The sequence below is a fragment of the Paenibacillus tyrphae genome (genome assembly GCF_027925525.1).
GTDB classification, from domain to species: Bacteria; Bacillota; Bacilli; order Paenibacillales; family NBRC-103111; genus Paenibacillus_G; species Paenibacillus_G tyrfis_B.
This window is the reverse complement of the sequence record NZ_BSDJ01000048.1, coordinates 1-24562: the sequence shown is the minus strand read 5'-3', so window position 1 is coordinate 24562 and position 24562 is coordinate 1. Positions and strand designations below refer to the sequence as shown.

The window sequence follows — 24562 nt, the reverse complement described above, 5'->3', positions numbered from 1 at the left end:
GTTAATTTGGTCAAAATTATATCATCTTCTTCCCGTCCCCAACAAGTCTGCGGAACAGACCAAAAAGGCTCCTGCGCTGCGCGTTTCGTACGGCACAGCGTAAGAGCCCGGAAAAATAAGAAAAGGATGGCGAGGTTCAATTCGCATGGAGAACGGCGCCAGCCGCAGCCTTTTGCCCCCATAGAGAGTGGGAGACGGCCATCCACATTCGGCGGAAAGCGGGATCGGTCGAACGTCTATGGATTTCTTCTAGCAGCAGATCGATAAATTCGGGATCGAGCTGAAGGTGGACCGCATCCATGTAGCATTGAATGAGCCAATCGTCTTTGAGTGTGCGCATCGGGTATCCTCCATCCTTGGGATTCGTTGCTGTCGGTTATCCCAAATCCCTAATTGAAATTCCATAATTATACTAAAATTGTAGTATTCATGGTGGCAAATCGCATCACATTTTGTTGTTTATTGAATGCAAAAATTGTTGCATCATATCGAAATAGGGCGCAAATTGGCTTTTTGGAGCTGCGACTCGGACGAAAATCCCGTTTTATGGGGGTTGCATAAAGAACATGCCGCATGCAACGTAGTGCAAAAAAATTGAACGAATATCCAACACGAAATGCAAAAAGAACGATTCAAGCTACAAAGATTTCGCCCGGCAACCGCGCTATGATAGCGGTAATCGCTGAATGAAAACGCTTACCAATAAGAGGGCTAATCAAAAGGCTTGCTTCGATCTTCCATTCTATCCGTTAGGGGGAATTGCAATGAAGGAAGCGCAAGAACGGATACCCGGCGAGGAACAAAAGGGGGACCGGCTTCAAGGACAGGATATCGCCGCGTCACCGCAGCAGCCGGGCGGCCCGATGCTTAGCCGGCGAAAGCTGCTCGCGTCGCTTGGCATAGCCGGAGCGGCGGCGGTCATGTACGGTGCGGCGTTCGGCACGGCGAGCGGGAATGGCGGCGGCTCGGTGACCGGGTCGGTGTACGGCTTAACCGGGTATGGAAACCCCGACAGCCTATTCGAGAAGATCAAGCGGCTGGCGGCGCTCCAATACGTCGTACCTGCAACGGTCGCGGAGCTGCGGTCAATGACGGCGCCGGATGCGTCTTTCGTCTATTTGGTAACGGACAAAGGGCAGGAAGGTCATTTTATCGTCGATCCGGACGACCACACGACGGCGGACAACACGGGCACGGTGCTCGTAGCCGCTTCAGGCGCGAGATTGAAGCGGCTGCTAGAGACGCCGTATTTGAATGTCAGATGGTTCGGGGCGAAGGGCGACGGAGCAACGGACGATATGGCAGCCATCCAGAACGCGATCCATACCGCGTTTGCATTGGGCGGGGGGACGGTGTTCCTTCCGAAGGGGACGTACATCGTATCGCCGTCGGGAAGCACTAAAATCAGTTTGCGCGACAATGTCCATGTGTTAGGCGAAGGGACCGCTTCGGTGATTAAGGTGAAGGACAACGCCGGGGACTACGGGATGATTTTCGGGGCCGCTTCGTCGGGAGTGCCGCTGCGGAACGTCCGCATCTCCGACCTGCGCGTTGATCAGAATACGCAAAACAATTTGACGTGCAACGTCGATTTGCGCCGGAAGGACCCGTATTTCTGGCAGTTCGCGATCGGCCTGTACAATTACGAGAACGTGTTCGTCGACAACGTCGCGTTCGATCCGACCTGCGGGATCAACACGATCACGATGAACAACGAGCGGGGAAATAACGCTTCGGTGACGAACTGCCGGTTCAGCTTCGTCATGGCGAAGAGCGACGACCCGGCAGGGTACGATAATTCGGCGATCTATTTGAACGGCCGCAACCATACGGTGTCCAATTGTTTGTTCTATGCGGCGGCGGGCCAGAAGGCGCGGGGGGCGATCGAGACGCACGGCGGACAAAGCGTCGTCTCGAACAACGTGAGCGACGGATATTACACCGGCGTCAACATTCAGGCGAACGGCTCCGACCAGCACGGCGACATCACGGTCAGCAACAACACGTTCAGCAACGCGAACCAGGGCATCCAGCTATGGCCATGGAAAAATTACGCGCTCCGGAATGTGACGATTGCCGGCAATACGATTCATCTGGCCAATACCGTACATAAGCGGTATACGACAACGGGCGTATCGAGCGCCGGCGGCCCGGAAGAGAAGGGGGCATTCGAGAACATTACGATTACCGGCAACACGATCGTGTTCCAGGAAGAGCGAACGCAGCGGGCTGCCTTCAACGATGCGGCTTACGGCATCGGTCTGGTCAAGGACATCGATATGACGAATGTCGTCATCAGCAGCAATACGATCAAGAACGCCCCCGTCTCGGGCATCCGGATCGGCAGCACGTCGAAGGTCGGCGTCTCCCGCAATATCCAGATTACCGGCAACGTGATTGAAAATGCCGGTCATTATCCCGCGCTGCCCGCGTACGAGCCATACCGCGCCGGTATTCTGCTGCGTTCGACGGTCGAAGGAGGGAACATCTCGGGCAACTTCATCACGGACACTTACGACGAGGCGCAAGGCATGTTCTCGATCCGGGTCAACGAGGCGGACGGTACGTTCCGTGGCGTATCGGTGACGAACAATTTGATCGCGTCGAAGCAGGGTGGCCTATGGCTGAGCCTCGGTCCGTCGGTGACGACGGATGCGCCGCCGGTGAAGACGGTGGCTTCGTATCCCCCGGAAGCTGGCACGTTCTACCATGGAGAGATCGTGCTCGTCACGGGCACAGACGTGACTTCCGGCCAGACGGCCGCCGGCTACAAGGTGAGCGCGACCGGTACGGCAGGCACACTCGCCGGCGTAACGGCGACAGGCACCGGCGGCGACCCGACCATCGTCGTCAACGACGCTTCGCCTTTGAAGCCGGGGCAGTGGGTCCGCATCCAACCAGGCAGCCAGTCCTACCGCATCGTACGCATTTCCGGCAACAAAGTGCGCCTGCATGTCGGCTTGGCGGCCAGCGTATCCGTGCCGAGCCCGGTTGCTTTTGCCGCTCCCGAATTTATACCGTTCGGTCCGATCGGGAAGCTGCCGGGCATCGCCGATACGAGCGGCTTGACGCTCGTCGAGCTGGAAGCGGAGGTAAACCGGCTCAAGCAGGCGATGCGCAGCTACGGAGTGTTGGCCTAAAACGCGCGGCAGAGTTGGTAGCGTGCACGGTGAACAACAGATCACGGACAAAGGAGCATGAGGCGGCCATGATGAATTTGAAGCGTCACAAGCGTTCCGCAGCGGCTTGGATGGTGGTCCTGCTGGTTTCGCTAATCGTAGCGGCATGCAGCGCTTCTGGCGGGGAACCGGGCGGTAGCCCTTCCGGCACGGAGGGCGGACCGCAGACGACAACGGCAGATCCGGCTTCCATCAAAGGCGAGGTCGTCTGGCAGTATGGCAATACGACGTGGCCCGAGGCGGAGCTGAAAAATTTGATCGCCGACTTCAACAAGACGTACCCGAACATTACGGTGAAGCCGGTGCTCGGACAGCTTGAGCCGATGATTGCGGCGGGCAATCCGCCGAATGTCGCAACGAACAATCGGCTGGAAGCGGGCTGGATTATGGACGGCTTGTTCGAGGAGCTGACGCCTTATTTTAAGCAGGACCCCGATTACAAGCCCGAGGCGCTGTTCCAGCAGGTGCTGTATGAAATTCCGCAGTTTGAGAAGGGCCAGTACGGCATTCCGATGTACTCCAATCCGACGTATGCGCTCATCGTCAACAACAAAGTCATGAACCAGTACGGCGAGAAATCGATTCCGAGCCTGCAAGGGCTGAAGGATACCGACGAATTTTTCAAAAAGTTCTGGGTGATGAAAAACGGGCAGTACGAAATGACCGGGGATAATCCGCTGTTCTATTACGGCAATCTGTCAGGCTTGTTCTTTGTCTCCTATCTGAACGGCGCAGAGCCGTCCACGTTCTGGAATCCGGAGACGAAAAAGGTCGGCTTGAACGATCCGAAAATCGTCGATGCGCTCGACTGGATGTTCAAGTTCAACCGCGACACGATCAACCAGCAAGCCTATACGCAAATGAAAGCGGAGCTGCCGAAAAACACGCATCCGTTCGTAGCGGAAAAGCAAGCCATGCTGATCGTGACATCCAATCATGTGAAGGATTTCCGCAAGGCAAAGCCGGACCTCGACATGACCGTCCTACCGGCGCCGCAAGCGAGCTTGTGGAACGGCGGCTCGAATCTGGCGATCGTCAAGGCCGCGAAAGACAAGGATGCTGCTTGGGCGTTCATCAAATGGATGACCTCGACCGAGGCGGGCGCGGAGTCGCTGTATAACCGGCTCGGACTGCTCACGGCAATGAAATCGAGCCGATTTCTGGAGGGGAAAAGCAAAAGCGACCCCGATCTGAAGGTGTTTCTGGATATTAGTCGGCAGGCTACAAAATGGATTCCGCAGTTCCCGGTGCCGTACGACACCGAGTACAAGAAGCTGTTCCCGGACTTCATGGCGGGCAAAATAACGGCCAAAGAAATGATGGACCACGTGAACAAAGAAGTGCAGAAACGGATCGACGACTTTTACGCAAGCAAGAAAAAATAAGCGAGGAAGCAAACGGTTCCGGATAGGCGGAATCGTTTGTTCTCATTATGGGGGAAAAGGCGGCGGGCGTCCCTTGTATGCAACGAAGCTCCCGATTTGCGCGAAATGAAAGGGAGTGCAAAAGAAGCGGAATATTGTGTAAACGGAAATGCAAAAAGTACGGCAGATCGGCTAAAGCTTTTCTCGACTCCGCCCTGTATCATGTAGGTATAATGCGAATGAAAACGCTATCAATTTGATTTCTATGCTTGGTGCGCGAATCCGACACAAAGGAGCTGGAATCCGTATGGCAGGGGTATCGCTACGGCATTTGTTCAAAAGCTACGGCAAAAACAGTCCGTTCGTCGTCAAGGACGTCAGCCTGGATATCGAGGACGGCGAATTTATGGTGTTCGTCGGACCGTCCGGCTGCGGCAAATCGACGACGCTGCGCATGGTGGCGGGTCTGGAGCGGGTCACCCAAGGGGAGATTTACATCGGCGGCGAGCTCGTGAACCATGTTCCTCCGAAGAAAAGGGACATTGCGATGGTGTTTCAAAATTACGCGCTGTATCCGAATATGAGCGTGTTCGAGAACATGGCGTTCGGGCTCCGGCTCCGTAAAACGGAGAAGCATCTCATCGACACGTCGGTGAGGCAAAACGCCAGAACGCTGGAGATCGAGCACCTGCTTGGCCGCAAGCCCCGGGAGCTTTCCGGAGGCCAGCGCCAGCGGGTCGCCTTGGGGCGGGCGATCGTCCGTCACCCGAAGGTGTTTCTGATGGACGAACCGCTGTCGAACCTGGATGCCCGCCTGCGTGTGCAGATGCGGACGGAAATTATCGAGCTGCACCGCCGCCTGGAGACGACAATGATCTATGTCACCCACGACCAGACGGAAGCGATGACGATGGGGACGCGCATCTGCATCATGAAGGACGGCATCATCCAGCAGGTCGGGGCTCCGGAAGAAGTGTACATGAGACCGGCCAACATGTTCGTTGCGAGCTTCATCGGCTCGCCGCCGATCAATTTCCTCGAAGGCCGGCTGCGGCTGGGCAAGGAAGGGGGGCTCGTGTTCGATACGCCGCGTTTTGCGCTCCCCCTGTCGCCGGAGAAAAGCAAGGCGCTGCTGGAGCAAAGCTATGTGGACAAAGCGGTCGTCCTTGGCATTCGCGCCGAGTACGTGCACCGAGCGGAGGACGTGCCGGGACTCGGCCTGCCGACGGAAGCGCCGATCCGGGGCGACGTGTACTTCAGCGAGCTGGTCGGAGCCGACCGGTTCATCCATGTCAAGGTCGGTGAAGACAAAATCGTCATGCGGGCGGCCGCCTACGAGCGCGTTGCGGACGGGACGAAGCTGGAGCTAACGCTGAACCCGAAGTTTACGCTCTTCTTCAACCGCGATACGCAGCAGGTCATCGCATAAAGGCTAAAGGTGGAGAGGATTGCCGATGGGAACGAAGACTGTAACCGTTACGAAGCTTGCGCTTGCCGGATTGCTGCTCGCGCTGCCTGCCGTCGGCCCGTTCGAAAGCGGAACCGCGAAGGGCGAGCGGTCCGGCTCGCTCATCCTGCCGCCGGTCCGGAAGCTGCCCGAGGCGTATGCGTCGCTTTACTCGCAGACGCTTCTTGCGTGGCACGAGCAGGGCTGGAAGGATGCGCCCTCCGATGCGGACCGCCTGCCGGGCAGCCGGTACAAAAGCGCATCCCCGGACGTCACGGTGCGTGCCGATGTCTTGGAAGGGAAGAACGGCGTCGTGCAGGTACCGCAGCCAAAAGCCTGGGTCGAGTACGAAATCGACGCGCCGCAGGACGGCCTATACCAGCTCGAATTGACCGTATTGCCCGGCGAAGGCTCGTCCGGCCCGGTACAGATCGGGGTGAAGGTTGATGGCGAGTTTCCTTATTTCGAAGCGAAAACTATTCAGATCCCGCGCAAATGGAAAGATTCGGTCTATCCGCCGAAGCTCAACGAGCACGGCGATCAAATCCGGCCGTCGCAGCAGGAATTGTCCGAATGGGGCGTTCGCTTGCTGACGGATGCCAAATTTACGAGCCCCGACCCGCTTCGCTTCCGGCTGGCCAATGGCCGGCATACGATCCGGCTGGAGTCGGTGCTCGATTCGTTCGCCTTGGCGGAAATCGCCGTGAAGGCTCCGCGCCCGCTGCCGGCGTACGAACAGGCCGCGGCCGACTGGAAAGCTCTGCCGAACGGCGCGGAGCCCGGCTGGCTGCTCAGCGTCGAGGCGGAGCAGATGAGCGCCAAATCGGACCCTTCCGTGCAAGTTCAGGCGAGCAACGACAATCTGGCGAGTCCGGCGTCCGACGGCAGGCAAATCTACAACACGATGGGCGGAGCCCGCTGGAGCCGGGGCGGCCAATCGGCGGAGTGGACCTTCGACGTTCCGAAAGACGGACTGTACTACATCCACTTCCAATATTTGCAGAACTTCACGAAGGACGTCATCAGCTTCCGGGAAATCCGTATCGACGGCCAGGTGCCGTTCCGCGAGCTGCAATCGTATCCGTTTCCGTATTCGCGGAAATGGAGCGTGGAGGCGCTGCAGGACGACAAGGGCGCGCCGTTCGCGTTTTATTTCCGCCAAGGGACGCACCGGATCGGACTGACCGCCGCTCCGTCGCCGACGACGCCCGTCCGCGAGTCGCTCCAATCGATTGTGGACGGCTACCAGGAGATCAATCGTCAGGTGGCGATGGTCACCGGCATTAAAAACCGCAACATGGTCGATCAGAACCGCGATTGGAACTTGGCGGAAACGATGCCGGACGTGGCTAGCAAGCTTCGCGCACTGGCCGACCGGCTGCAGGAGCAGGTCGACCGGCTGCAAGGGCTGTACGGTAATTCGCTGCAGGGTGCGGAAGGGCTGCGCTCGGTCATTTTCGATCTGCGGAACATGGCGGAAAGCCCGGATTTGCTGTCAAAGCGTCCGCCGGAGATGCATGCCCAAAACCTGGAGAAAATCACGTCGTTTATCGACAGCCTCGGGCGTCAGCCGCTGACGCTCGACCGGATCTTTATTTCCTCGTCTCCCGAGCGGCCGGTCGAGCCATCGGGAACGCTGACCGTTGTCGGCGACTTGGTCGGCAACTTCTTCCGCACGTTTTCGCCGAACTACCATTATTACGGCAGACGCGATCTGGACGGAATCGACGTATGGGTCAACCGGGGCCGCGATTACGTGGCGCTGATGCAGCAGCTTGCGGACGAGTCATTTACGGCGAAGACGGGGATCAAAGTCAACGTCAACCTGATGCCGAATCCCGGTCAGCTCATCTTGAGCAATTCCGCCGGCCGGGAGCCGGATGTCGCTCTCGGTATCGCCGAAGGAACTCCGGCCGATTTCGCGATGCGGAACTCGCTCGTCAACCTGAGCGAATTTCCCGATTTTGCGAGCGTGTCCGAACAGTTCCAGCCGGGGACGCTCATTCCGTTCACCTACGACGGAAGCGTGTACGCGCTGCCCGAGACCGTGGCGCTGAACGTGCTTTTTTACCGTACGGACATTCTGAAAAGCATCGGGTTGAAGCCGCCGGACACGTGGGACGACTTGTACGCGATACTGCCGACGCTCCAGCAGAAGGGGTACAATTTTTATTTTGCGAAGCTGAACTATGTGCCGATTTTCCTGCAAAACGGAGCTTCCTTCTATACGGAAGACGGGCTGAATTCGGGGCTTAATTCGCGCGAGGCGTTCAACTCGTTCAAGCAGTGGACAGAGCTATTTACGGTATATGGGCTGCCGACCGAGGTGCCGAGCTTTTACATGCACTTCCGCAGCGGTGATATGCCGGTTGGCATCGCCGACTACAACACGTATATGCAGCTGCTTGTCGCCGCGCCCGAGCTGGCCGGGTCGTGGGAGATCGCCCCGATTCCGGGAATGAAACGGAAGGACGGCACCGTCGTCCGCTGGTCCGGCGGCAACCTGTCCTCCGGGATGATCTTCCGCTCGTCCGAACGCAGGCAGGATGCCTGGGAGTTTCTGAAATGGTGGACGTCGACCGAGACGCAGTCGCAGTTTGGTAACGAGATCGAGCTGCTGAACGGCGTCGAATTCCGCTGGAATACGGCGAATGTCGAAGCGTTCAAAAAGCTGCCGTGGCCCGAGAAAGAGAGCAAGGCGATTTTGGATCAATGGAAATGGTACAAGGAAATGCCGAACGTGCCTGGCGGCTACTTTACGCCTCGGGAGCTGAACTTCGCCTGGACGCGCACCGTGCTGCAAAACCAAAACTACCGGGAAATGCTCGAAAAGGCGGTATTCCAAATCGATAGCGAGCTGAAGCGCAAGCAGCGGGAATTTGGATTCGTCGATAAGCAAGGCAGCATCGTGCGCAAGCTGAAAGTGCCTGACATCAAGCAGCCATCGGAAGGAGCGGGCAAGCCATGACGAATCCGTCTCGCCATACCGGGGCCGCGATGGCCCCTGCTTCCAGCGTCACCCGCAAGAAGCGGAAGGCCGCCGTCTCGCTGGGGGAGCGGGTCCGGGCGGCTGTGGCCGATATGAAGCGGACGTGGGTTTCCTACTTGTTCGTGTCGCCGTTCTTCCTGCTGTTCCTGCTGTTCATTGCGCTGCCGACGGTCGCGGCAATTGCGCTTTCGTTCACAAGCTTCAACGCCATCGAGCGGCCTGCCTTTATCGGTATGTTCAACTATCAGGCACTGCTGACGCAGGACCTCGTCTTCTGGCAGTATGCGCTGCCGAATACGTTCCTGTTCGCGGTCATCGTCGGCCCGGTAGGGTATGCGCTATCGTTCGCGCTCGCCTGGCTGATCGCCCAACTGCCGCACAACATCCGTGCGTTCTACACGCTGGCCATGTATGCGCCCTCGATGACGGCCGGCATCGCCATGTCCGTCGTCTGGCTCATTATGTTCAGCGGCGACCGGCTTGGGTATTTGAACAGCTTCCTGCTCAACATCGGGTATATCAACGAGCCGCAGCTCTGGACGACTTCGCCGCTATACATCATGAAAATCATGATCGCCGTCTCGCTCTGGTCGAGCATGGGCGTCGGTTTTCTGGCGATGCTGGCAGGCATCCAGAACGTGGACCGGCAGCTATACGAAGCCGGCCGGATCGACGGCATCCGTTCCCGGCTGCAGGAGATTTGGTATATCACGATCCCGTCGATGAAGCCGCAAATGCTGTTCGGCGCCGTCATGTCCGTTGTCGGCACGCTGAAGGCGGGAGCGATCAGCGTCGAGCTGACCGGCTCCAACCCGTCGCCCAACTATGCGGGGCATCTGATGATCAACCATATCGACGACTTCGGCTTTATCCGCTACGAGATGGGTTACGCTTCGGCGGTGTCGGTCGTGCTGCTCGTCATTATTTATTTGTCCAGCAAGCTGTGTTGGAAGCTATTCGGCTCGAAGGGGGAATGACCGATGGCGAACCTGCGGTTCCGGAAAAAGAGCAGGCTGAACCGGACGACGCCTTTCCAATGGGCACTGACCGTCATGCTGACGCTGCTGGCGGCGTTCATGCTGCTGCCGATGGTGTACTTGTTCAATCATGCGCTGAAGCCATACCACGAGCTGTTTCTGTATCCGCCGACATTTTTGGCGCGTCAGCCGACGTTCGAGAACTTCTACGATCTGCTTGTCGTGACGAAGACGGCGGTCGTACCGGTCAGCCGCTACCTGTTCAACGGGAGCATCGTCGCGATCGCCACCATCGTGCTGGGAACGCTGATCAGCGCCTTGTGCGCCTATGCGCTGTCCAAGCACCGATTCGTTGGGAAAAAGTGGATGTTTTCCGTCATTATCGTCTCGTTGATGTTCGCCCCGGAGACGGTGCAAATTCCGCGTTATTACGTGATCAGCCAGCTTGGCTTGATTAATACTTATTGGGCGCACATTTTGCCGGTGATTGCGCTGCCCGTCATCGTTTTTCTGTTCAAGCAGTTCATCGATCTGCTGCCCGACGAGTTGCTGGAAGCGGCCCGGCTGGAGGGAGCGAACGAATTCACTCTGTTTGGCCGAATCATACTGCCGCTGTGCATGCCGGCGGTGGCGACCGCAGGCATTCTCATCTTCCAGTCGACCTGGGGGAACATGGAGACGTCCACGCTGTACGTCGAGGACGAGACGATGAAGACGCTGCCGTTCTTTGTCAGCACGCTGACCAGCGGACTCGCGAACAGCGTGGCGCGTCAAGGGGTAGCGGCTGCGGCGGGGCTGCTCATGTTCCTTCCGAGCTTTATCCTGTTCCTGCTGCTCCAACGAAAAGTTATTTCGACAATGGCGCATTCGGGATTGAAATGACCGGCTGCGACGTCCGGACGAGGAAAGGGGGAGAGGGATGGCGATGAGAAGGCGGGGGATGCGCTGCTTGACTGCGCTGCTTCTGCTCGCCGCGTTAGGCCTATGGAGCGGTGGGATCGCGAGCGCCGATGTGCCGTACGGCACGTTCATCTACGACTTGGAGGGCCAAGAAATTCCGGTTCAACCTGCTTATGTGCCGGATACGTTCATGCACGGCGGACTGAAAAATCCGGAGGATTTGTACATTGACGCAAAGGATCATTTGTTCGTGGCCGATACCGGCAACAACCGGATCGTCCATTTGGACGAACGGGGCCGGACGGTGCGCATCCTTCAGCCTGACGGGGAGGGGAAGCTGAACGAGCCGAACGGCGTGTTCGTGCGTCCCGACGGCATGATCTATGTGGCCGATACGAAGAATGAGCGCATCGCGGTGTTCGACGCCGAAGGGCGGTATATCCGCGCGATCCGTCGGCCGCAATCGGCGGTATTGCCGCCGAATTTCGTCTACCAGCCGACAAAGCTGGCCGTCGACGAGCGGGGGTACCTGTACGTGGCGACGCGAAATGGCTATCAAGGGCTGCTGCTGCTCGATCCGGAGGGCGCTTTCGAAGGGTTTTTCGGCGCCAACAAAGTCGACTTCGGCTTGACTGACGCGTTGAAACGGCTCTTTTTCACGAAGGAGCAGCTGCAGAAGGAACTGCTCAAGCTGCCGGGCTCCGTATCGAACGTGTCGATAGGGCCGAACGGCTTGCTGTATACGACCTCCATGCAGGTGACGAAAGGTCAGGTTAAGAAGCTCAACTACGACGGCAAGGATCTGCTCGGCGAAAAAGACTACGGCGTTACGAAGCTGCTAGCCGGACAGCAAAAGCAGTTCACCGACATCGCCGTCGATTCGCTCGGTAACATCACTGCGGTCGATGCGCAGTTCGGCATGTTGTTCCAATATAATTCGAACGGTGATTTGATGTTTGCCTTCGGCTCCAGGGACGAAGGGTTTCAGAAGCTCGGCTTGTTCCAATACCCGTCGGCGCTGGCGATCGATTCGGCCGGCAAGCTGTTCGTCTTGGACCGGACAGCGAACGTGATCCAGACGTTCAAGCGGACCGAGTTCGGGTCGCTCGTCCAACAGGCGACCGACCTGTTCATCCAAGGCCATTACGAAGAGAGCGCAGGCCCGTGGCGCGAAGTGCTGCACAGGAACAGCAAATATTTCCGCGCCCATCTCGGGTTGGCGAAAGCGTACTACAAGAACGGCGATTACGCGCAGGCGATGCGGGAATTCCGGGCGGGCGGCGATCTTAACGGCTATTCCGACGCTTTCTGGCAAGTACGGCTGCTGTGGATGCAGAAGCATTTTGCGCAGCTGGCTTTCGGCGGCGCCGTGCTGCTGATTGCGGCTGCGCTGGGGCGGAGACTGAAGAACAAGCTCGGGAACCGGCAGCGCAAGCTGTGGCTTACGCCGCGAAGCATCGAGGGGGAAGAACGATGACCGCGTTACATATGTCGCCCGATGACAAGCGCCGCGTCTCAGGGTCTGCCGGGTCCGCCAAGGCGATGCATTTGTCGCCGTACTTGGGGCAGCTGGCGAAGGACGTGAGGTTTCAATGGAAGCAGGCGCTGCGGGTGCTGAAGCATCCGTTCGACGCGTTCGGGGAGCTGCGCTATCGCAGCGAAGGCAGCTTCCTCGCGGCCGTGCTGCTGCTGATCGCCGCCTTCGCGGTACTGCTGCTCAGCAAGCTGGCCACATCGTATTTGTTCAATCCGTCGGGCGTCGAGAACGTCAGTCCGCTGACGCTGCTGCTGCAATTCTTCGTGCCGTGGCTGACGTGGGTCGCCGCCAACTATTGGATCGGTTCGATCATGAAAGGGCAGGGCCGATGGACGGAAGTGTTCGTCGGCAGTACGTATGCGCTCATGCCGTTCCTGCTCCTTTCGCTGCCGCTCGCGCTGCTGTCCAACGTGCTGACGCTGAACGAGAAGGTCGTATACGATTTCGGCAACGGAGTGATGATCGGCTGGACGCTGCTGCTCTTTTTCATCATGGTCAAAGAAATTCACAATTACGATATCGGCGAGACCGCCGTCAACGTCGTGCTGTCGGTGCTGTTCATGTTCGCGATCTGGATTCTGCTGTTTATTCTCGCGGGCTTGACGTTCCAGCTTTACGACTTCGTCGCGCAGATCGTGAAGGAGGTAGCCTACCGTGTTTAGACGTATCGTAACGGGCCTGCTCCTGCTGGCGGCGGCGGCCGGAGCTGCGTATGCGCTCGGCTTCGCGGGGGCCCTCGTCGGTAAGCCGGAGCAGCGGCAGGCAGGTTCGCCACCCCCGATCAACCCGGCCTCGATTCAGCGGATCGACTACAACCCGGACAGCTACCGGCGAATGGCCGAGGACGGCCGGCTGGAGCTGCTCGTGAACGACGCCGGGCATATCCGGGTCCGGGACAAACAAGGCGATTTCGTCTGGCGAAGCGATCCGGACACGAAGCTGGAGCCGGATTTGAAAGGGCTATGGAAAAGCAACGCCGATTCCCCGTTCATGCTCGACTATGTCGATGCCGCGAAGCAAAGCACGGGCGTGCTGATCAACACCGCGAACGGGAGCGACGCCAAAACGAGAACGACGATCGCCCCGGTCGAGGGTGGAGCGGAGCTGACGTTCGACCTGCAGACGCTCGGCATCCGGTTCAAGACGGTCGTCCGGTTGAAGAACGGGTACCTGGAAGTGAGCGTGCCGAGCGACCAAATCGCCGAAAGCGCGGGCAAGCAGGTCGTCTCGATCTGGCCGTTCCCGTTCTTCGGCGCGGTCCAGAAGCAGTCGATTCAGCGGGACGGCTACATGCTGGTGCCGCTGCAGATGGGCGCGCTCGTTCCGATGAAGGCGGAGCATCAGCTGCTGTCCCGCGTCTCCGCGAAAATTTATGGCAGCGACGACGCGATTCCGGGCCAGCCGGGGACCCATACGATTTTTCCGGCATTCGGCCTGAAGCGGGACGATCATTCGTACCTGGCCGTCATCGAGGAGGGGGAAGCGACGTCGACCGTGCACGCGACGCCCGCCGGGCTGTACACGTCGTTCCACTGGATTGCGCCGCAATTCGTGTACCGGAACGAGTATTTTCGTCAGACGAGCAAGCTCGGGGCCGGGTATAAGACGGTGGAGAAGACGAGGTCGACGGAAAACCGGCGCATCCGCTACTACTTCCAGAACGGCAGCAAAGCCGATTACGCCGGAATGGCGGCCGATTACCGCAGCTACTTGATGGAAACGCAAGGGATGAAAAAAATCGCGCCCGACGCGAACGGACTTCCGCTGTTTGTGACGCTCTACGGCGGCGCCGAGGAAAAAGGCTTGTTCTCGCCGAATTTCGTGCCCGTCACGACGTTCGGGCAGGGGATCGACATTTTAAAAGGGCTGCACGCCTCGGGAATCGGACCAATTCATGTACTATACAACGGCTGGGCGAAAGGCGGGGACCGCAGCGTCATGCCCGACGTGCCGCCGGCGGAGAAGGGGCTCGGAGGCGACGAAGGGCTACGGGCTTTTGCCCGCGAAGCGCGGAAGCGGGGCGACCGCGTCTACTTGCAGGCCGATTTTACGCGCTCGCGGCAGAACGGCGGCTTCGTTCCGTCCCGCGACGTGATGCGGGACATCAACAACAAGGCGCGCTACGACGAAAGGCTTGGCGAGGCCGAATACGTGAATCCCGCATCCGTCGCTCTGCGGTTGTTCGAGGAGCACGTCGGGAGCTACGAGGCGCTCGGCATCGATGGCATGTACTTCGAAGGACTCGGCAGCCTGTACTCGGATTATCGTTCGTCCCACCCTGCGACGCGCGCCGATGCGGCGGAAAGCTACCGCAAGCTGCTCCGGCTCGCCAAGGAGCGTCTTGGCTTCACCGGGGCGGCGGAAGGCAATAGCTACCTCATCGGTCAGCTCGATTTCGTCCAGCGGATGCCGATCGGCGTCAGCTATGATCTGGTCGCCACCAAGGCGGTTCCGTTCCTGCCGATTGCCGTTCATGGTCTGGTCGATTATTCGGGGGAATGGGGCAACTTGCGGGAAACGGGAACGACCGAGTTTTTGCGCTCGATCGAGTTCGGCGCCGTTCCGCACTATTTGCTCACCTACGAAGATCCCGCGCTGCTGCGCCATACGCCGGGAGATTTTATTTACAGCAGCCAATACGACGTGTGGAAGCAGCAGATCGCCTCGGAGTACAAACGCTGGAACGAAGCGCTCGGCCCGGTGCGCGGCCTGTTTATCTTGGGGCACCGCGAGCTGGCCGACGGCGTGTTCGAAACCCGCTACGAGAACGGGACGGCGATTGTCGTCAATTACAATGATACGGCCTATTCGGCGGGCGCCATCACGGTCAAGCCGCGCGAGTTCGCCGTCGTCGGCAAGGAGGGGTAAGATGCAGCCTTCGTCTTTCACGCGTCCCAAGCGATCCCGCCTCTCGATCGAGACGCAGCAGGCGATATCCGGTTACTTGTTTCTCATTCCGTGGCTGGCCGGACTCGGGCTGTTCGTCCTGTTCCCGCTCGGCTTCTCGCTTTACATGAGCTTTCAGAAGGTGCGGTTTACCGGGGAGGGGATGAAGTTTGAGTTCAAGGGCTGGGAAAATTATTCGTACGCGTTTTTATCCGACAACACGTTTGTTGCTGCGCTTGTCGGTATGATGAAAAACACGCTGCTCGTCATCCCGATCATCGTACTGTTTTCGCTGTTCGTGGCGCTTCTGCTCAACTTGAAATTCCGCGGACGGATGGCGTTCCGCGCCGTCTTCTTCCTTCCGGTCATTTTCAGCACCGGCCAGGTGCTGTCGGAAATTTTCAACCAGAAGGCGGGCAGCCTCGACATGCTGAACAAATATGATATCGCCGGCTTTATCTCGGCCAACGTGCCGACGTTCTGGGCCGATCCGATCCTGACCGTGCTGAACCTGTTCGTCGTCATTTTGTGGTATTCCGGCGTACAGATTTTGTTATATTTGGCCGGTCTTCAGACGATCGGGGCGAGTGTGTACGAGGCTTCGCTCATCGACGGGGCGACTCCTTGGGAGATGCTGTGGAAAATTACACTGCCCGCGCTGACTCCGTTTATTTTGCTCAACGTCATTTATACGATCGTCGACATGTTTACCGTTCCGCTGCTCAATCCGGTGCTGAATATGATCGTCACGAACATGACGACGGCCAATCTCGGCTACGGCTACGCGAGCGCGCAGGGGTGGATCTACTTTACGGCCGTCTTCGTCCTGCTGCTCGCCGTACTCGGCTTGTCGCGCAAATTCGTTCATTACTCGGGAGAAAGGTAGGGGAGGCCATGGTATGGAGACAGTGGGTGGACCGGACGCGCGTCTTGCTGTTCGGCGACCGGGAGCGCAAGGGGATCGTCGTGCTGGCGCTGCTGTACCTCGTCCTGCTCGACGTCGCGCTTATGTATTTGACGCCGTTCCTGTATATGCTGTCGACGATGTTCAAGACGACGGCCGATCTGCTCGACCCGACGATCAAGTGGGTGCCGACGTCGCTGGCTTGGGACAATCTGAAGTTGGCCTGGCAGGGGCTCAAGTTCCCGGACGCGTTGAAAAACTCGCTGATTGTGTCCGGCGGCTCGGCCGTGGGACAGGTGTTCTTCTGCTCCCTTACCGGCTATGCCTTCGCCAGACTGAAGTTCCCGGGCAGAAACGCGCTGTTCCTGCTGCTTATTTTCAGCTTCCTCATTCCGCCGCAGACGCTCATCATTCCGCTTTATGTGCTGTTCAAAAATTTGGGCCTGCTTGGCACGCACTGGGGCATTCTGCTGCCGGCGCTGCTCGGGCATGGGGTGCGGGGCGCGTTGTTCGTGATCATTTTCCGCCAGTTTTTCCTGACACTGCCGAAGGAACTGGAGGATGCGGCACTGATCGACGGTGCGGGACCGTTCCGGGTGTACTGGCGGGTCATGATCCCGCTTGCGAAGCCGGCTATTCTGGTCGTGTTTCTGTTCTCGTTCGTCTGGCATTGGAACGAAACGTTCGTCACCGGCATGCTGCTTGGCGGCAAAGACGTGCCGCTGTCGCTCAGCCTGTTCAATCTGAACAAGGTGCTGACGGGAATGTACCCGGAAACGGAGGGCAGCTTCGACTTGAACGAAACGGTCCGCATGGCGGCCAGCTTCCTGATCATCATGCCGCCGCTCCTCGTCTACATGATCGCCCAGCGGTGGTTCGTGGAAGGCGTCGAGAGGACGGGGCTCGTGGAATGAGGAAGCGGTAACGCAGTAAAAAGAGAAAGGAGCTGTCTTATGTCCATCCGATTTGCGTTATACGGTTGCCAGCACGGCCATATCGCGACGTTTGTCGACGAGATGATGGCGGAGGGGGCCGAGTGCGCGGGCATTTACGAGCCGGAGCGCAACGCGCTGGCCCGGTCGCTGGCACAGAAGCACGGCATTCCGCTGCTTGACAGCGCGGATACGCTGCAGGACGAGTCGATCCGGATCATCGGGTCGTCCGCCGTCAACGGCGACAAAATCGACGTGATCGAATGGTGCGAGCATCACGGCAAGCACGTCATGCTCGACAAGCCGGCCGTTACCGGAAGAGGCGACCTTGGCAGGCTGGAGGCGGTTGCCGGACGCGGGCGCATCCAGATCGGCTTGCTGTTGACCGAGCGGTTCCGCCCGGCGATGGCGGCTTTGAAGCGTGAGATCGATGCGGGAACGCTCGGCCGCATCGTCGGCATCACGATGCGCAAGCCGCACCGGCTGTCGCCGGCTACCCGTCACGCCTGGCATTTCTCCAAGGAACGGAACGGCGGGATTATCATCGACCTGTTCGTGCACGACTTCGATCTGCTGCGCTGGCTGACTGGACAGGAGATTGCGTCGGTGAACAGCCTGATGGCCAAGCATATATTGCCCGAGCACCTGACGTTCTACGATACGGCTTGCGCGCAGGTGCTGCTGGACGGCGGCACGATGGCGCAATTGTACACGGATTGGCATACGCCGGAGAGAAGCTGGACGTGGGGCGATTGCCGCCTGTTTGTGACCGGAACGGAAGGCTGCGCGGAGCTGCGCTTAAACGGCGATCCTTCCTGCGATGCGAGCGGCGAGTTGTACTACCGGATAACGCAAGGGGAGCCTTTCGTCCGCATGGAGCCGGAGCCCGTAAAGGTTACGATTACGCGCGACTTTCTGAACCGGATCGAAGGGAAGGCGAGCCTCCTGACGCACCGGGACATTATCGCGACGAGCCGGGCGACCGTCCTTGCCGACGAGAATGCGACGCTGATTCATACCGTGAACGATGAATACGAGTAATTGAAAGCGAGGATACGAAATGAGCGATCTACCACGCAAGGTGCGGTTTGCCGTCGTCGGCTGCGGCGGCATATCGTCGAGTCATTTTACCGGCATCGAGCGGACTCCGGAAGCGGAGCTTGCGGCCGTCTGCGACGTCGATGCAGGGCGGGCGGAGCAGTATGGGGCAAAGTACGGGGTGAAGGCATACACCGATTACGGACGGCTGCTGGCGGACCCTGACGTCGACGTCGTCTGCTTGTGTACGCCGAGCGGCATGCATGCCGGGCAGACGATACAGGCGGCCGAGGCGGGCAAGCATGTCGTCTGCGAGAAGCCGATGGCCATCCGGCTGTCGGATGCCGAGCGGATGATCGAAGCTTGCGACGTCATCGGCGTGAAGCTGGCGACGATCTTTCCCCGGCGCATGTCGCCCGCTTCGCGATTCGTCAAGAAGCTGCTGGACGACGGGAAGCTCGGCCGGCTGAGCCTGTGCTCCGGCTACGTCAAGTTTTACCGTGACCAAGCGTACTACGACAGTGCAGGCTGGCGCGGCACTTGGGCGATGGACGGCGGCGGGGCGATGATGAATCAGGGTATCCACACGATCGATTTGCTTCAATGGCTGGCCGGGCCGGTCGATTCGCTGCACGGCTACGCCCGCAACGTCCTGCGGGATATCGAGGTGGAGGATACCGCTGTCGCTTCGCTGCAGTTCAAAAACGGCGCGCTTGGGTCGATTGAAGCGACGACAACGGCCTACAATCAGCCCGACCACCGGATCGTCCTTCACGGCGACAAGGGCACGATTGTGTTGACCGGCGACGAGATTACGACGCTTGATGTGATCGGAGAGCAGGTGGATATTCCGCAGTTCGAGCCGTTTACCGTCATTCCTGACGGTCACGCCGCACAGATCCGCGATATGGCGCTGGCGGTGCTGCACGATCGCGAGCCGGTCGTGACCGGCCATGACGGGAAGCATTCGCTGGAGATCATTCTCAGTACGTACGAATCGTATCGGAGCCGCCGCGAAATTTTATTGTAACGGTCCGGCCCTCCTTCCCCGCTTGCTCGATGGGAACGGAGGGCCGTCTGCGTTCGGGCGTTTATTTGACGATCCGGGCGTATCCGGCGGATAGCGTCTTCGCATACTCCGACGGCGTCATGCCGGTCGCTTTCTTGAAGTGGCGGGAGAAGTAATGGACGCTGCTGTAGCCGAGGAGCTCGGAGATTTCGGTCAGATTGTAAACGTCTTCGCGGATGTAGGTTTTGGCGCGGTCGATTTTGAGCTGGTTTAAATATTCCATAACGCCGCAGCCGACCCGTTTTTTGAACATAATGCTCATTTGGGTCCGCCCGATGGCGAAGTGGTCACACAGCATATCCAGCGTCAAATTATCACCGATATGCTCGTTCATGTAGCCGATCACTTGGTCGGCCATGCCGCTTTCTTGCTTGCTGCGGGGGACGGGGGGCGATTTGATATCCCGCTCTTCGTTGCTTGCGCGGATCAGGTGGATCAGCAGCGTTTCCAGATGCAGCTTGAACAATTGCTCGCTTCCGAACGGGGCGTTGTCCCGCGGATACAGGATTCTGCCGCTGCCTGCGGGGCTTGGCCCGAAGGCGTTCCAGCCTTCCTCGATCAGCCGGGCGAGCACCGGACGTATTTTGTCGTCCAGATGGAACAGCTTATGCTTGAGAAAGAACGACATGGGCTCGGATTCGCATTCGAAGGTGACGATGAAGACGTTCGGGGATACTTTTCCGTTGCTTTTCGGACTGTGGAATTCGTCGGGCTCGTGGAACAGCAGGTCACCCTGCTTCAAGTTGAAATGGCCGGAATCGGTGTCGATTTCGATCTCACCCTTGTCCACGTAAAATATTTCCCAGAAATCGTGCTTTTCGCCGGCGTACCTGTAGTTTTTGGATAACTCGAAATAGAAGCAGGAAATCAGCTTGCCGATTTGAATTTCTTCGCGAACCTCGTAGCGTGGAAACCGCATCCGAAAACCGCCCCCTCTATGAAAACGTTATCTTTCCTCCGTATTATCAACATTCAACGTTAACTGTTAAATTCCTGTTTCTTTTCATAAAAGATCCTTTAGCGAATAAAGATGCAAATTCATCGGCCGACGATGGACCATTTGAACCGCTGGCTTGCTTGATACGGCCGCAGCCCGCGTGGTCCCTAGGTTCCTGCGGACCGGACCTCCAGTCGAAGCATGTTCCGCCCTTGAAGCGCATATCTAATGATAAAAGACAACTTGTCTTATAGAGGGGGGATACGGTGCTGCAGCGAACAATGAATATCGTTCATAAGAAATCGGTATGGATTTCTATCGTTGTGTTTTTGAATATGCTGCTGGCTCTGCTCATTATGGTGGACAGGAAACATAGCTTTCCTTTTTTATCCGATGGGGCGATGAGCCTGTTAGGCAAAATTGAGGTCGGCGGTGAACCGGCCATCGCTACTACCGGGGCATTCTCCACTTCCGGTTCCTCCATAAACGGAGCCAAGCAATACTCGGTATTCACGCAGTGGAAATTGGCCGATCAGTATCAAGACGGAAGCTACTTGGTGGAAGCTTACCGGCAATACGAGATCTATAAAGATCGGAATGGCAAGACGGTCAAAACCGTTCCGACCGAAAACTTCAACTACATCCGCTATTGTCCCGGATGCGAGGTGAAGGGGCTTCCTGCGGAGTGAAGACAAAAAAGCGGTTCCGATCCAATCGGGCCGCTTTTTGTCTGGCTCCTGTCGTTCCAGCCGGACGGATTTCGCCTAGGTTGTTTTCTTTCCCTGCTTGACGACTTCCTCAACCGACCATGCCACGCACCACGGCCGCTGCTCTTCTTTGCCCTCTGGAATCCAATAGCATGGCTTGGTCTGATTCTCGCCGGGCACCAACAGATGCATGCGAAGCACATATTTTTTGACGTCTTCCGGGTGATCGGGTCGTGGGAACGGGAAATTCAATTTTACACCGACCTTCTCCGACACGTCGGAGCGGTGAGAGAATTCATACTCGTAGGATAGATTGCCGCCGATGTCGAAGATGTTTTTGATGCCCTCCGCAAATTCGGCCGACACTTTGCTGCTCTCAATCTCGACGGCCGAGGTCTTCTTTTGGAAAAAGACGCTGGTCTCGCCCGGGACCCAGGTGACATCGAGCGAGAGGCTGCGCTCGGTGTCGGCATACGGAGCCAAGTCGCCGGAACGGAGAAGGAAGGTCTCGTAATTGTGCGTGTTCGGGTTGTTCACGTAGGTATGGAGAATATCGTGCATGTCAAAATCGACACTAGCCTTCTTCGCATGGAATAAACAGCTCTGAATGCCGAACGGTCTTTCTCCTTTCCAGTCGTACATCTCATAGGTTGTCTTGAAGACATGAGGCGCGAGGTAAATGTAAGTTACGGCATTCTCCCCCGGGACAGGAACGATACTTTTGTCAAACAGGGTGGTCACTTCCGAGGCTTGTGTCGCTTTGTACGAATGCTCGGTGGTGAATTTCAAAGTGGCCTCCACGCCGACAGGCAGACTGCCGCCCGCTTTGACATACGCGCTGAACTTGAACTGGGTGGAAATCGCTACCTGACTGGTCTCGGTACGGCCATAATAGAAGGTAGACCCGTAGTTGCCGGATTCGCTGCCGTTCCGCACATAGGGAGGAGCGCCTTCCACTACGCCGATCAGAGCCCGGAATTCTTTGCTGACCGTGCCGTCTTCCGTCTTTACATATTTCATCTTGTCCGACTTGTAGCGGCAGAGCACCAGTTGGCTCCTCCCCTGCTGCACGACGCTGTCGTCGTTATAACACATGTAGAGCCAGATTTCTTGCTGCATTTCGCCCTTATCCCCGAACGGTGCGAAGTATTGCAGGGTACCCATGTATTTCCAGGTCGGGTATTTCGTATGACCGTGCGAGCGGGTCATTTTCGGTCCCCATACGCCTGTACGGATGTTGTATTCTTTCTTCTGGTTGTTTTTGTACCCGGCCCAGACGTGAGGTCGGTGCCAGCCATTGATGAACAACTGGATCGCAGGATCTTGTAGGCCGTCCTGAACGGTACCGGTCTCCAAGGCAAGGAAGTCGACAAGTCCGTCGTATTCGTTATGCCGCTGGCTGCTGACCTCCCGCAGCCCGCTGCCTTCGCTGTTCGGGTCGATGCTGCAGCGATACACTGCCGTCCACAGATTCGCGTTGGTGGTCACGATGCCGATCATGATGCTAAGGCTGCCGTTTGCGTCATGGTAGGCGCAGGCGCACACGTTCCGAATATTTTTCCAGTTGAGATGGTTCTCGGAACGCCACGTTTTTCCGTCGTTATCGAGGAAAACCACAACCAAGGTGTCCTTGTTGTCCACATGGCGTCCGCCGATGAGATACAGTCGTCCGCCCAATGACACGGCCGCGAATTGCGTGCGCCGATTGAAGGCAAAGCCGATCTGTTCGGCCGTTGTCCACGTCTGGCCGTCCGCCGTTTTCTTGTGCCAGAGGTGGCCGTCCTCCGTCCAAAATACATACAACGCTCCTTGGTGCACGACGCTGGCAACGTTGGAGATTTCAGTATGGCCGTTGACGTTGTAGTTTTTCTTATTATGCATCACCGTATTGGCATCGTACGTTTCCAAGCTTTCCTTGCCCTTCTCGTTTTTGAGGATGACACGGGAGTACACGATACGATCTCCTTGGGTCGTAGACCTTTTGTGATAAAACAAATATGCGGCGCCATTAAAATACGTTCCGTTGACCCCGTCAAAATCAAGATCGGCTTTTTCGATTCGATGGTTGGCATAAGTATTTGACATCAGGACACCTGTCTTTCGGAAATAGTTATCAGGCATCATAGCACATTTTGGTGGATATGGAAGCTTACTTTAGTTAATATCCGGACATTTGCCCCGAAATCGCCCATCCCAAAATAGAAATAACAATTTTGCCCAAAGGAGACGATAATGAATCTGTAGAAACCTTATTATGGTAAAACATACGAGATATTCAGGGGGATAACCATTCATGGACTTAAAGAAAATGAACTCTTTGACGAAATATCCGAGCATTCTTACCTATCATCAATTGGGGGAGAGAGGCCGTTTAACTGAAGAATTATCGGAAGCCAGAGGCTTCTCCGAGGCCGACGATGTATTTGTTTACGAAAAAGTGGATGGGGAGAACGCCAGGATCATTTTGTTCAAAAATGGGAACGACATCGATTATCTCATCGGCTCCAGAGAGGAACTGTTGTTTGCCAAAGGAGACAGGATAGGCAACCCTTACGGGAATATTGCCGAATTTCTGCGCCCGTTGGCCGATCAATTAACAGACCGGATTTGTGCTGACGAGGATTGGGCATTGACCGTCATCTATCAGGAATCGTACGGAGGGAAAACGAAGGCGGCTAAAAACTACACGGAAAACAAGACGCAAGCGTACAGAGTTTTTGACGTGTTTTCATTGGATAGGAAGCAATTGGAGCATCTCCTTACGCTGCCGCAAGAAAAAATAGCGGAATGGCGCGATCATGGAAACCAGCCTTTTTATCATGAGGCGGAGAAGCTCGATTTTGTTAAAACGATGGAGCTGGCATATGCGCCGCTGTTGACTAACGTGAAGGGCTCGGCTTTTCCGCAGTCGTTGGAAGAGACGTTTTCTTTTTTGAAGCAGTTTGAGCAAACCCAAGTCGGGATCGATGCCAGAGGCAAGTCCGAAGGCATTATCGTTCGCACGTCGGACCGCAAGCAGATTAGAAAAATCCGCTTTGAGGATTACGAAAGAACGTATAGAAAGTGAGCTGCGCACACCCATATGTCTGAACAGATCCCCGATTATTTCAAATACAACAAGGAAAACGACAATAAATACAGCAAGAAAAAGCACTATGAACTGGCGGCTATCGAGAAGGACTGGCCGTTTACTCCCGAAAAATTTGGGTATCATCCTGTTGAGCGTTCTACAGCATGCTGGAGAGGTTTCCATTGTCTATATGAAATGGATGATCTACAGCTTCTTCTCAAGTCTTTTTGTGTAACTCTGAATTGTTCGGTTGTTAGTCCTCCTGAATTGAATGGCGTTTCGGGAAAGAAGGGCTACGGCGGTTTTTGGGAATACAAGCAGGTGAATCTGCCCCTTGGTTATTCGGGAGGCATAATTTTATGCGCTGACGTCGTAGGGTACGATGATTGGTTTAGTGATTATGAATGTACGCATCATTTCCGGGATGTTCTTGAGTTGCGGTTTGAAGAGGGCATTGTAAAAAGCGGCATAGATCATAGTGAGACGATGGAAGAGATAAGAGGTTTCACGGATTTAAGCTTCCATGAGCAAAATGAGTTGGTGGCTGACTATTTTTCGCTGTATTCGAATAAATGGATAAATTATTACAAACTATGACACGGAAGATCGACCCTGCCGCAAATGAT

At 56.9% G+C, this 24562-nt stretch carries 19 protein-coding genes; 16 read left to right on the top strand and 3 right to left on the bottom strand.

All coding sequences use genetic code 11. From position 1 onward, the window contains the following. Nucleotides 1-136: 136 nt before the first annotated feature. A complete protein-coding gene (locus tag QMG93_RS35260) occupies nt 137-340 on the bottom strand; it encodes a sporulation histidine kinase inhibitor Sda (RefSeq protein WP_309299718.1) in 204 nt (67 codons plus the stop codon). Nucleotides 341-764: 424 nt separating this feature from the next. On the opposite strand from QMG93_RS35260, the gene QMG93_RS33270 reads away from it, so the two are divergent. From QMG93_RS33270 to QMG93_RS33210, 13 genes are all read left to right on the top strand, one after another. Beyond that, on the top strand, nt 765-3140 hold the full coding sequence (locus QMG93_RS33270) for a glycosyl hydrolase family 28-related protein (protein WP_281944212.1): 2376 nt from the start codon (nt 765-767) through the stop codon (nt 3138-3140). A 68-nt stretch (nt 3141-3208) separates the two neighbouring features. Continuing rightward, nucleotides 3209-4564, top strand: a complete 1356-nt coding sequence (locus QMG93_RS33265) for an ABC transporter substrate-binding protein (RefSeq protein ID WP_281944211.1) — start codon at nt 3209-3211, stop codon at nt 4562-4564. A gap of 286 nt (nt 4565-4850) precedes the next feature. Further along, nucleotides 4851-5972, top strand: coding sequence for an ABC transporter ATP-binding protein (locus QMG93_RS33260; RefSeq protein WP_281944210.1), 1122 nt, complete (start codon nt 4851-4853; stop codon nt 5970-5972). Between the two features lie 25 nt (nt 5973-5997). Continuing rightward, complete coding sequence (locus QMG93_RS33255; protein WP_281944208.1) at nt 5998-8958, top strand: extracellular solute-binding protein; 2961 nt, start codon at nt 5998-6000, stop codon at nt 8956-8958. 29 nt (nt 8959-8987) lie between these two features. Then, nucleotides 8988-9956, top strand: a complete 969-nt coding sequence (locus tag QMG93_RS33250; RefSeq protein ID WP_413789367.1) for a carbohydrate ABC transporter permease — start codon at nt 8988-8990, stop codon at nt 9954-9956. A gap of 3 nt (nt 9957-9959) precedes the next feature. Beyond that, nucleotides 9960-10838, top strand: coding sequence for a carbohydrate ABC transporter permease (locus QMG93_RS33245; protein ID WP_281944207.1), 879 nt, complete (start codon nt 9960-9962; stop codon nt 10836-10838). A 37-nt stretch (nt 10839-10875) separates the two neighbouring features. Then, nucleotides 10876-12333, top strand: coding sequence for a hypothetical protein (locus QMG93_RS33240; protein ID WP_281944206.1), 1458 nt, complete (start codon nt 10876-10878; stop codon nt 12331-12333). Beyond that, nucleotides 12330-13055, top strand: coding sequence for a YIP1 family protein (locus tag QMG93_RS33235; protein WP_281944205.1), 726 nt, complete (start codon nt 12330-12332; stop codon nt 13053-13055). Before QMG93_RS33240 ends, QMG93_RS33235 begins: the two co-directional genes overlap by 4 nt. After that, a complete protein-coding gene (locus QMG93_RS33230; protein WP_281944204.1) occupies nt 13048-15261 on the top strand; it encodes a DUF5696 domain-containing protein in 2214 nt (737 codons plus the stop codon). Before QMG93_RS33235 ends, QMG93_RS33230 begins: the two co-directional genes overlap by 8 nt. Before the next feature lies 1 nt (nt 15262). Continuing rightward, nucleotides 15263-16165 (top strand): carbohydrate ABC transporter permease, encoded by a 903-nt coding sequence (locus QMG93_RS33225; protein WP_216791518.1) that lies wholly within the window; start codon nt 15263-15265, stop codon nt 16163-16165. Nucleotides 16166-16173: 8 nt separating this feature from the next. After that, entirely contained in the window at nt 16174-17097 is a 924-nt protein-coding gene (locus QMG93_RS33220; RefSeq protein ID WP_281944201.1) for a carbohydrate ABC transporter permease, read from the top strand. 39 nt (nt 17098-17136) lie between these two features. After that, entirely contained in the window at nt 17137-18156 is a 1020-nt protein-coding gene (locus QMG93_RS33215) for a Gfo/Idh/MocA family protein (protein WP_281944199.1), read from the top strand. Nucleotides 18157-18175: 19 nt separating this feature from the next. Next, nucleotides 18176-19183, top strand: a complete 1008-nt coding sequence (locus QMG93_RS33210; protein ID WP_281944197.1) for a Gfo/Idh/MocA family protein — start codon at nt 18176-18178, stop codon at nt 19181-19183. 61 nt (nt 19184-19244) lie between these two features. Here QMG93_RS33210 and QMG93_RS33205 read toward each other — a convergent pair whose 3' ends face one another. After that, nucleotides 19245-20141, bottom strand: a complete 897-nt coding sequence (locus QMG93_RS33205; RefSeq protein ID WP_281944195.1) for a helix-turn-helix transcriptional regulator — start codon at nt 20139-20141, stop codon at nt 19245-19247. Nucleotides 20142-20425: 284 nt separating this feature from the next. Here QMG93_RS33205 and QMG93_RS33200 point away from each other — a divergent pair, with 284 nt between their 5' ends. After that, entirely contained in the window at nt 20426-20848 is a 423-nt protein-coding gene (locus tag QMG93_RS33200; RefSeq protein ID WP_281944194.1) for a hypothetical protein, read from the top strand. 75 nt (nt 20849-20923) lie between these two features. On the opposite strand, the gene QMG93_RS33195 is transcribed toward QMG93_RS33200, so the two are convergent. After that, complete coding sequence (locus QMG93_RS33195) at nt 20924-22951, bottom strand: Kelch repeat-containing protein (protein WP_281944192.1); 2028 nt, start codon at nt 22949-22951, stop codon at nt 20924-20926. Between the two features lie 208 nt (nt 22952-23159). On the opposite strand from QMG93_RS33195, the gene QMG93_RS33190 reads away from it, so the two are divergent. After that, a complete protein-coding gene (locus QMG93_RS33190; protein ID WP_281944190.1) occupies nt 23160-23933 on the top strand; it encodes an RNA ligase family protein in 774 nt (257 codons plus the stop codon). A gap of 15 nt (nt 23934-23948) precedes the next feature. Beyond that, the gene (locus tag QMG93_RS33185; RefSeq protein ID WP_281944188.1) at nt 23949-24533 is read left to right on the top strand and encodes a hypothetical protein; all 585 of its coding nucleotides are present in this window, start codon (nt 23949-23951) and stop codon (nt 24531-24533) included. Nucleotides 24534-24562 lie beyond the last annotated feature (29 nt).

Bases quoted from the DNA above. Each gene is read 5' to 3' on its own strand.
- QMG93_RS33185 (WP_281944188.1), top strand. From the start codon at position 23,949: ATGTCTGAACAGATCCCCGATTATTTCAAATACAACAAGGAAAACGAC.
- QMG93_RS33225 (WP_216791518.1), top strand. From the start codon at position 15,263: ATGCAGCCTTCGTCTTTCACGCGTCCCAAGCGATCCCGCCTCTCGATC.
- QMG93_RS33190 (WP_281944190.1), top strand. From the start codon at position 23,160: ATGGACTTAAAGAAAATGAACTCTTTGACGAAATATCCGAGCATTCTT.
- QMG93_RS33240 (WP_281944206.1), top strand. From the start codon at position 10,876: ATGGCGATGAGAAGGCGGGGGATGCGCTGCTTGACTGCGCTGCTTCTG.
- QMG93_RS33215 (WP_281944199.1), top strand. From the start codon at position 17,137: ATGTCCATCCGATTTGCGTTATACGGTTGCCAGCACGGCCATATCGCG.
- QMG93_RS33250 (WP_413789367.1), top strand. From the start codon at position 8,988: ATGGCCCCTGCTTCCAGCGTCACCCGCAAGAAGCGGAAGGCCGCCGTC.
- QMG93_RS33260 (WP_281944210.1), top strand. From the start codon at position 4,851: ATGGCAGGGGTATCGCTACGGCATTTGTTCAAAAGCTACGGCAAAAAC.
- QMG93_RS33245 (WP_281944207.1), top strand. From the start codon at position 9,960: ATGGCGAACCTGCGGTTCCGGAAAAAGAGCAGGCTGAACCGGACGACG.
- QMG93_RS33255 (WP_281944208.1), top strand. From the start codon at position 5,998: ATGGGAACGAAGACTGTAACCGTTACGAAGCTTGCGCTTGCCGGATTG.
- QMG93_RS33220 (WP_281944201.1), top strand. From the start codon at position 16,174: ATGGTATGGAGACAGTGGGTGGACCGGACGCGCGTCTTGCTGTTCGGC.
- QMG93_RS33265 (WP_281944211.1), top strand. From the start codon at position 3,209: ATGATGAATTTGAAGCGTCACAAGCGTTCCGCAGCGGCTTGGATGGTG.
- QMG93_RS33270 (WP_281944212.1), top strand. From the start codon at position 765: ATGAAGGAAGCGCAAGAACGGATACCCGGCGAGGAACAAAAGGGGGAC.
- QMG93_RS33205 (WP_281944195.1), bottom strand. From the start codon at position 20,141: ATGCGGTTTCCACGCTACGAGGTTCGCGAAGAAATTCAAATCGGCAAG.
- QMG93_RS33235 (WP_281944205.1), top strand. From the start codon at position 12,330: ATGACCGCGTTACATATGTCGCCCGATGACAAGCGCCGCGTCTCAGGG.
- QMG93_RS33195 (WP_281944192.1), bottom strand. From the start codon at position 22,951: ATGTCAAATACTTATGCCAACCATCGAATCGAAAAAGCCGATCTTGAT.
- QMG93_RS33210 (WP_281944197.1), top strand. From the start codon at position 18,176: ATGAGCGATCTACCACGCAAGGTGCGGTTTGCCGTCGTCGGCTGCGGC.
- QMG93_RS35260 (WP_309299718.1), bottom strand. From the start codon at position 340: ATGCGCACACTCAAAGACGATTGGCTCATTCAATGCTACATGGATGCG.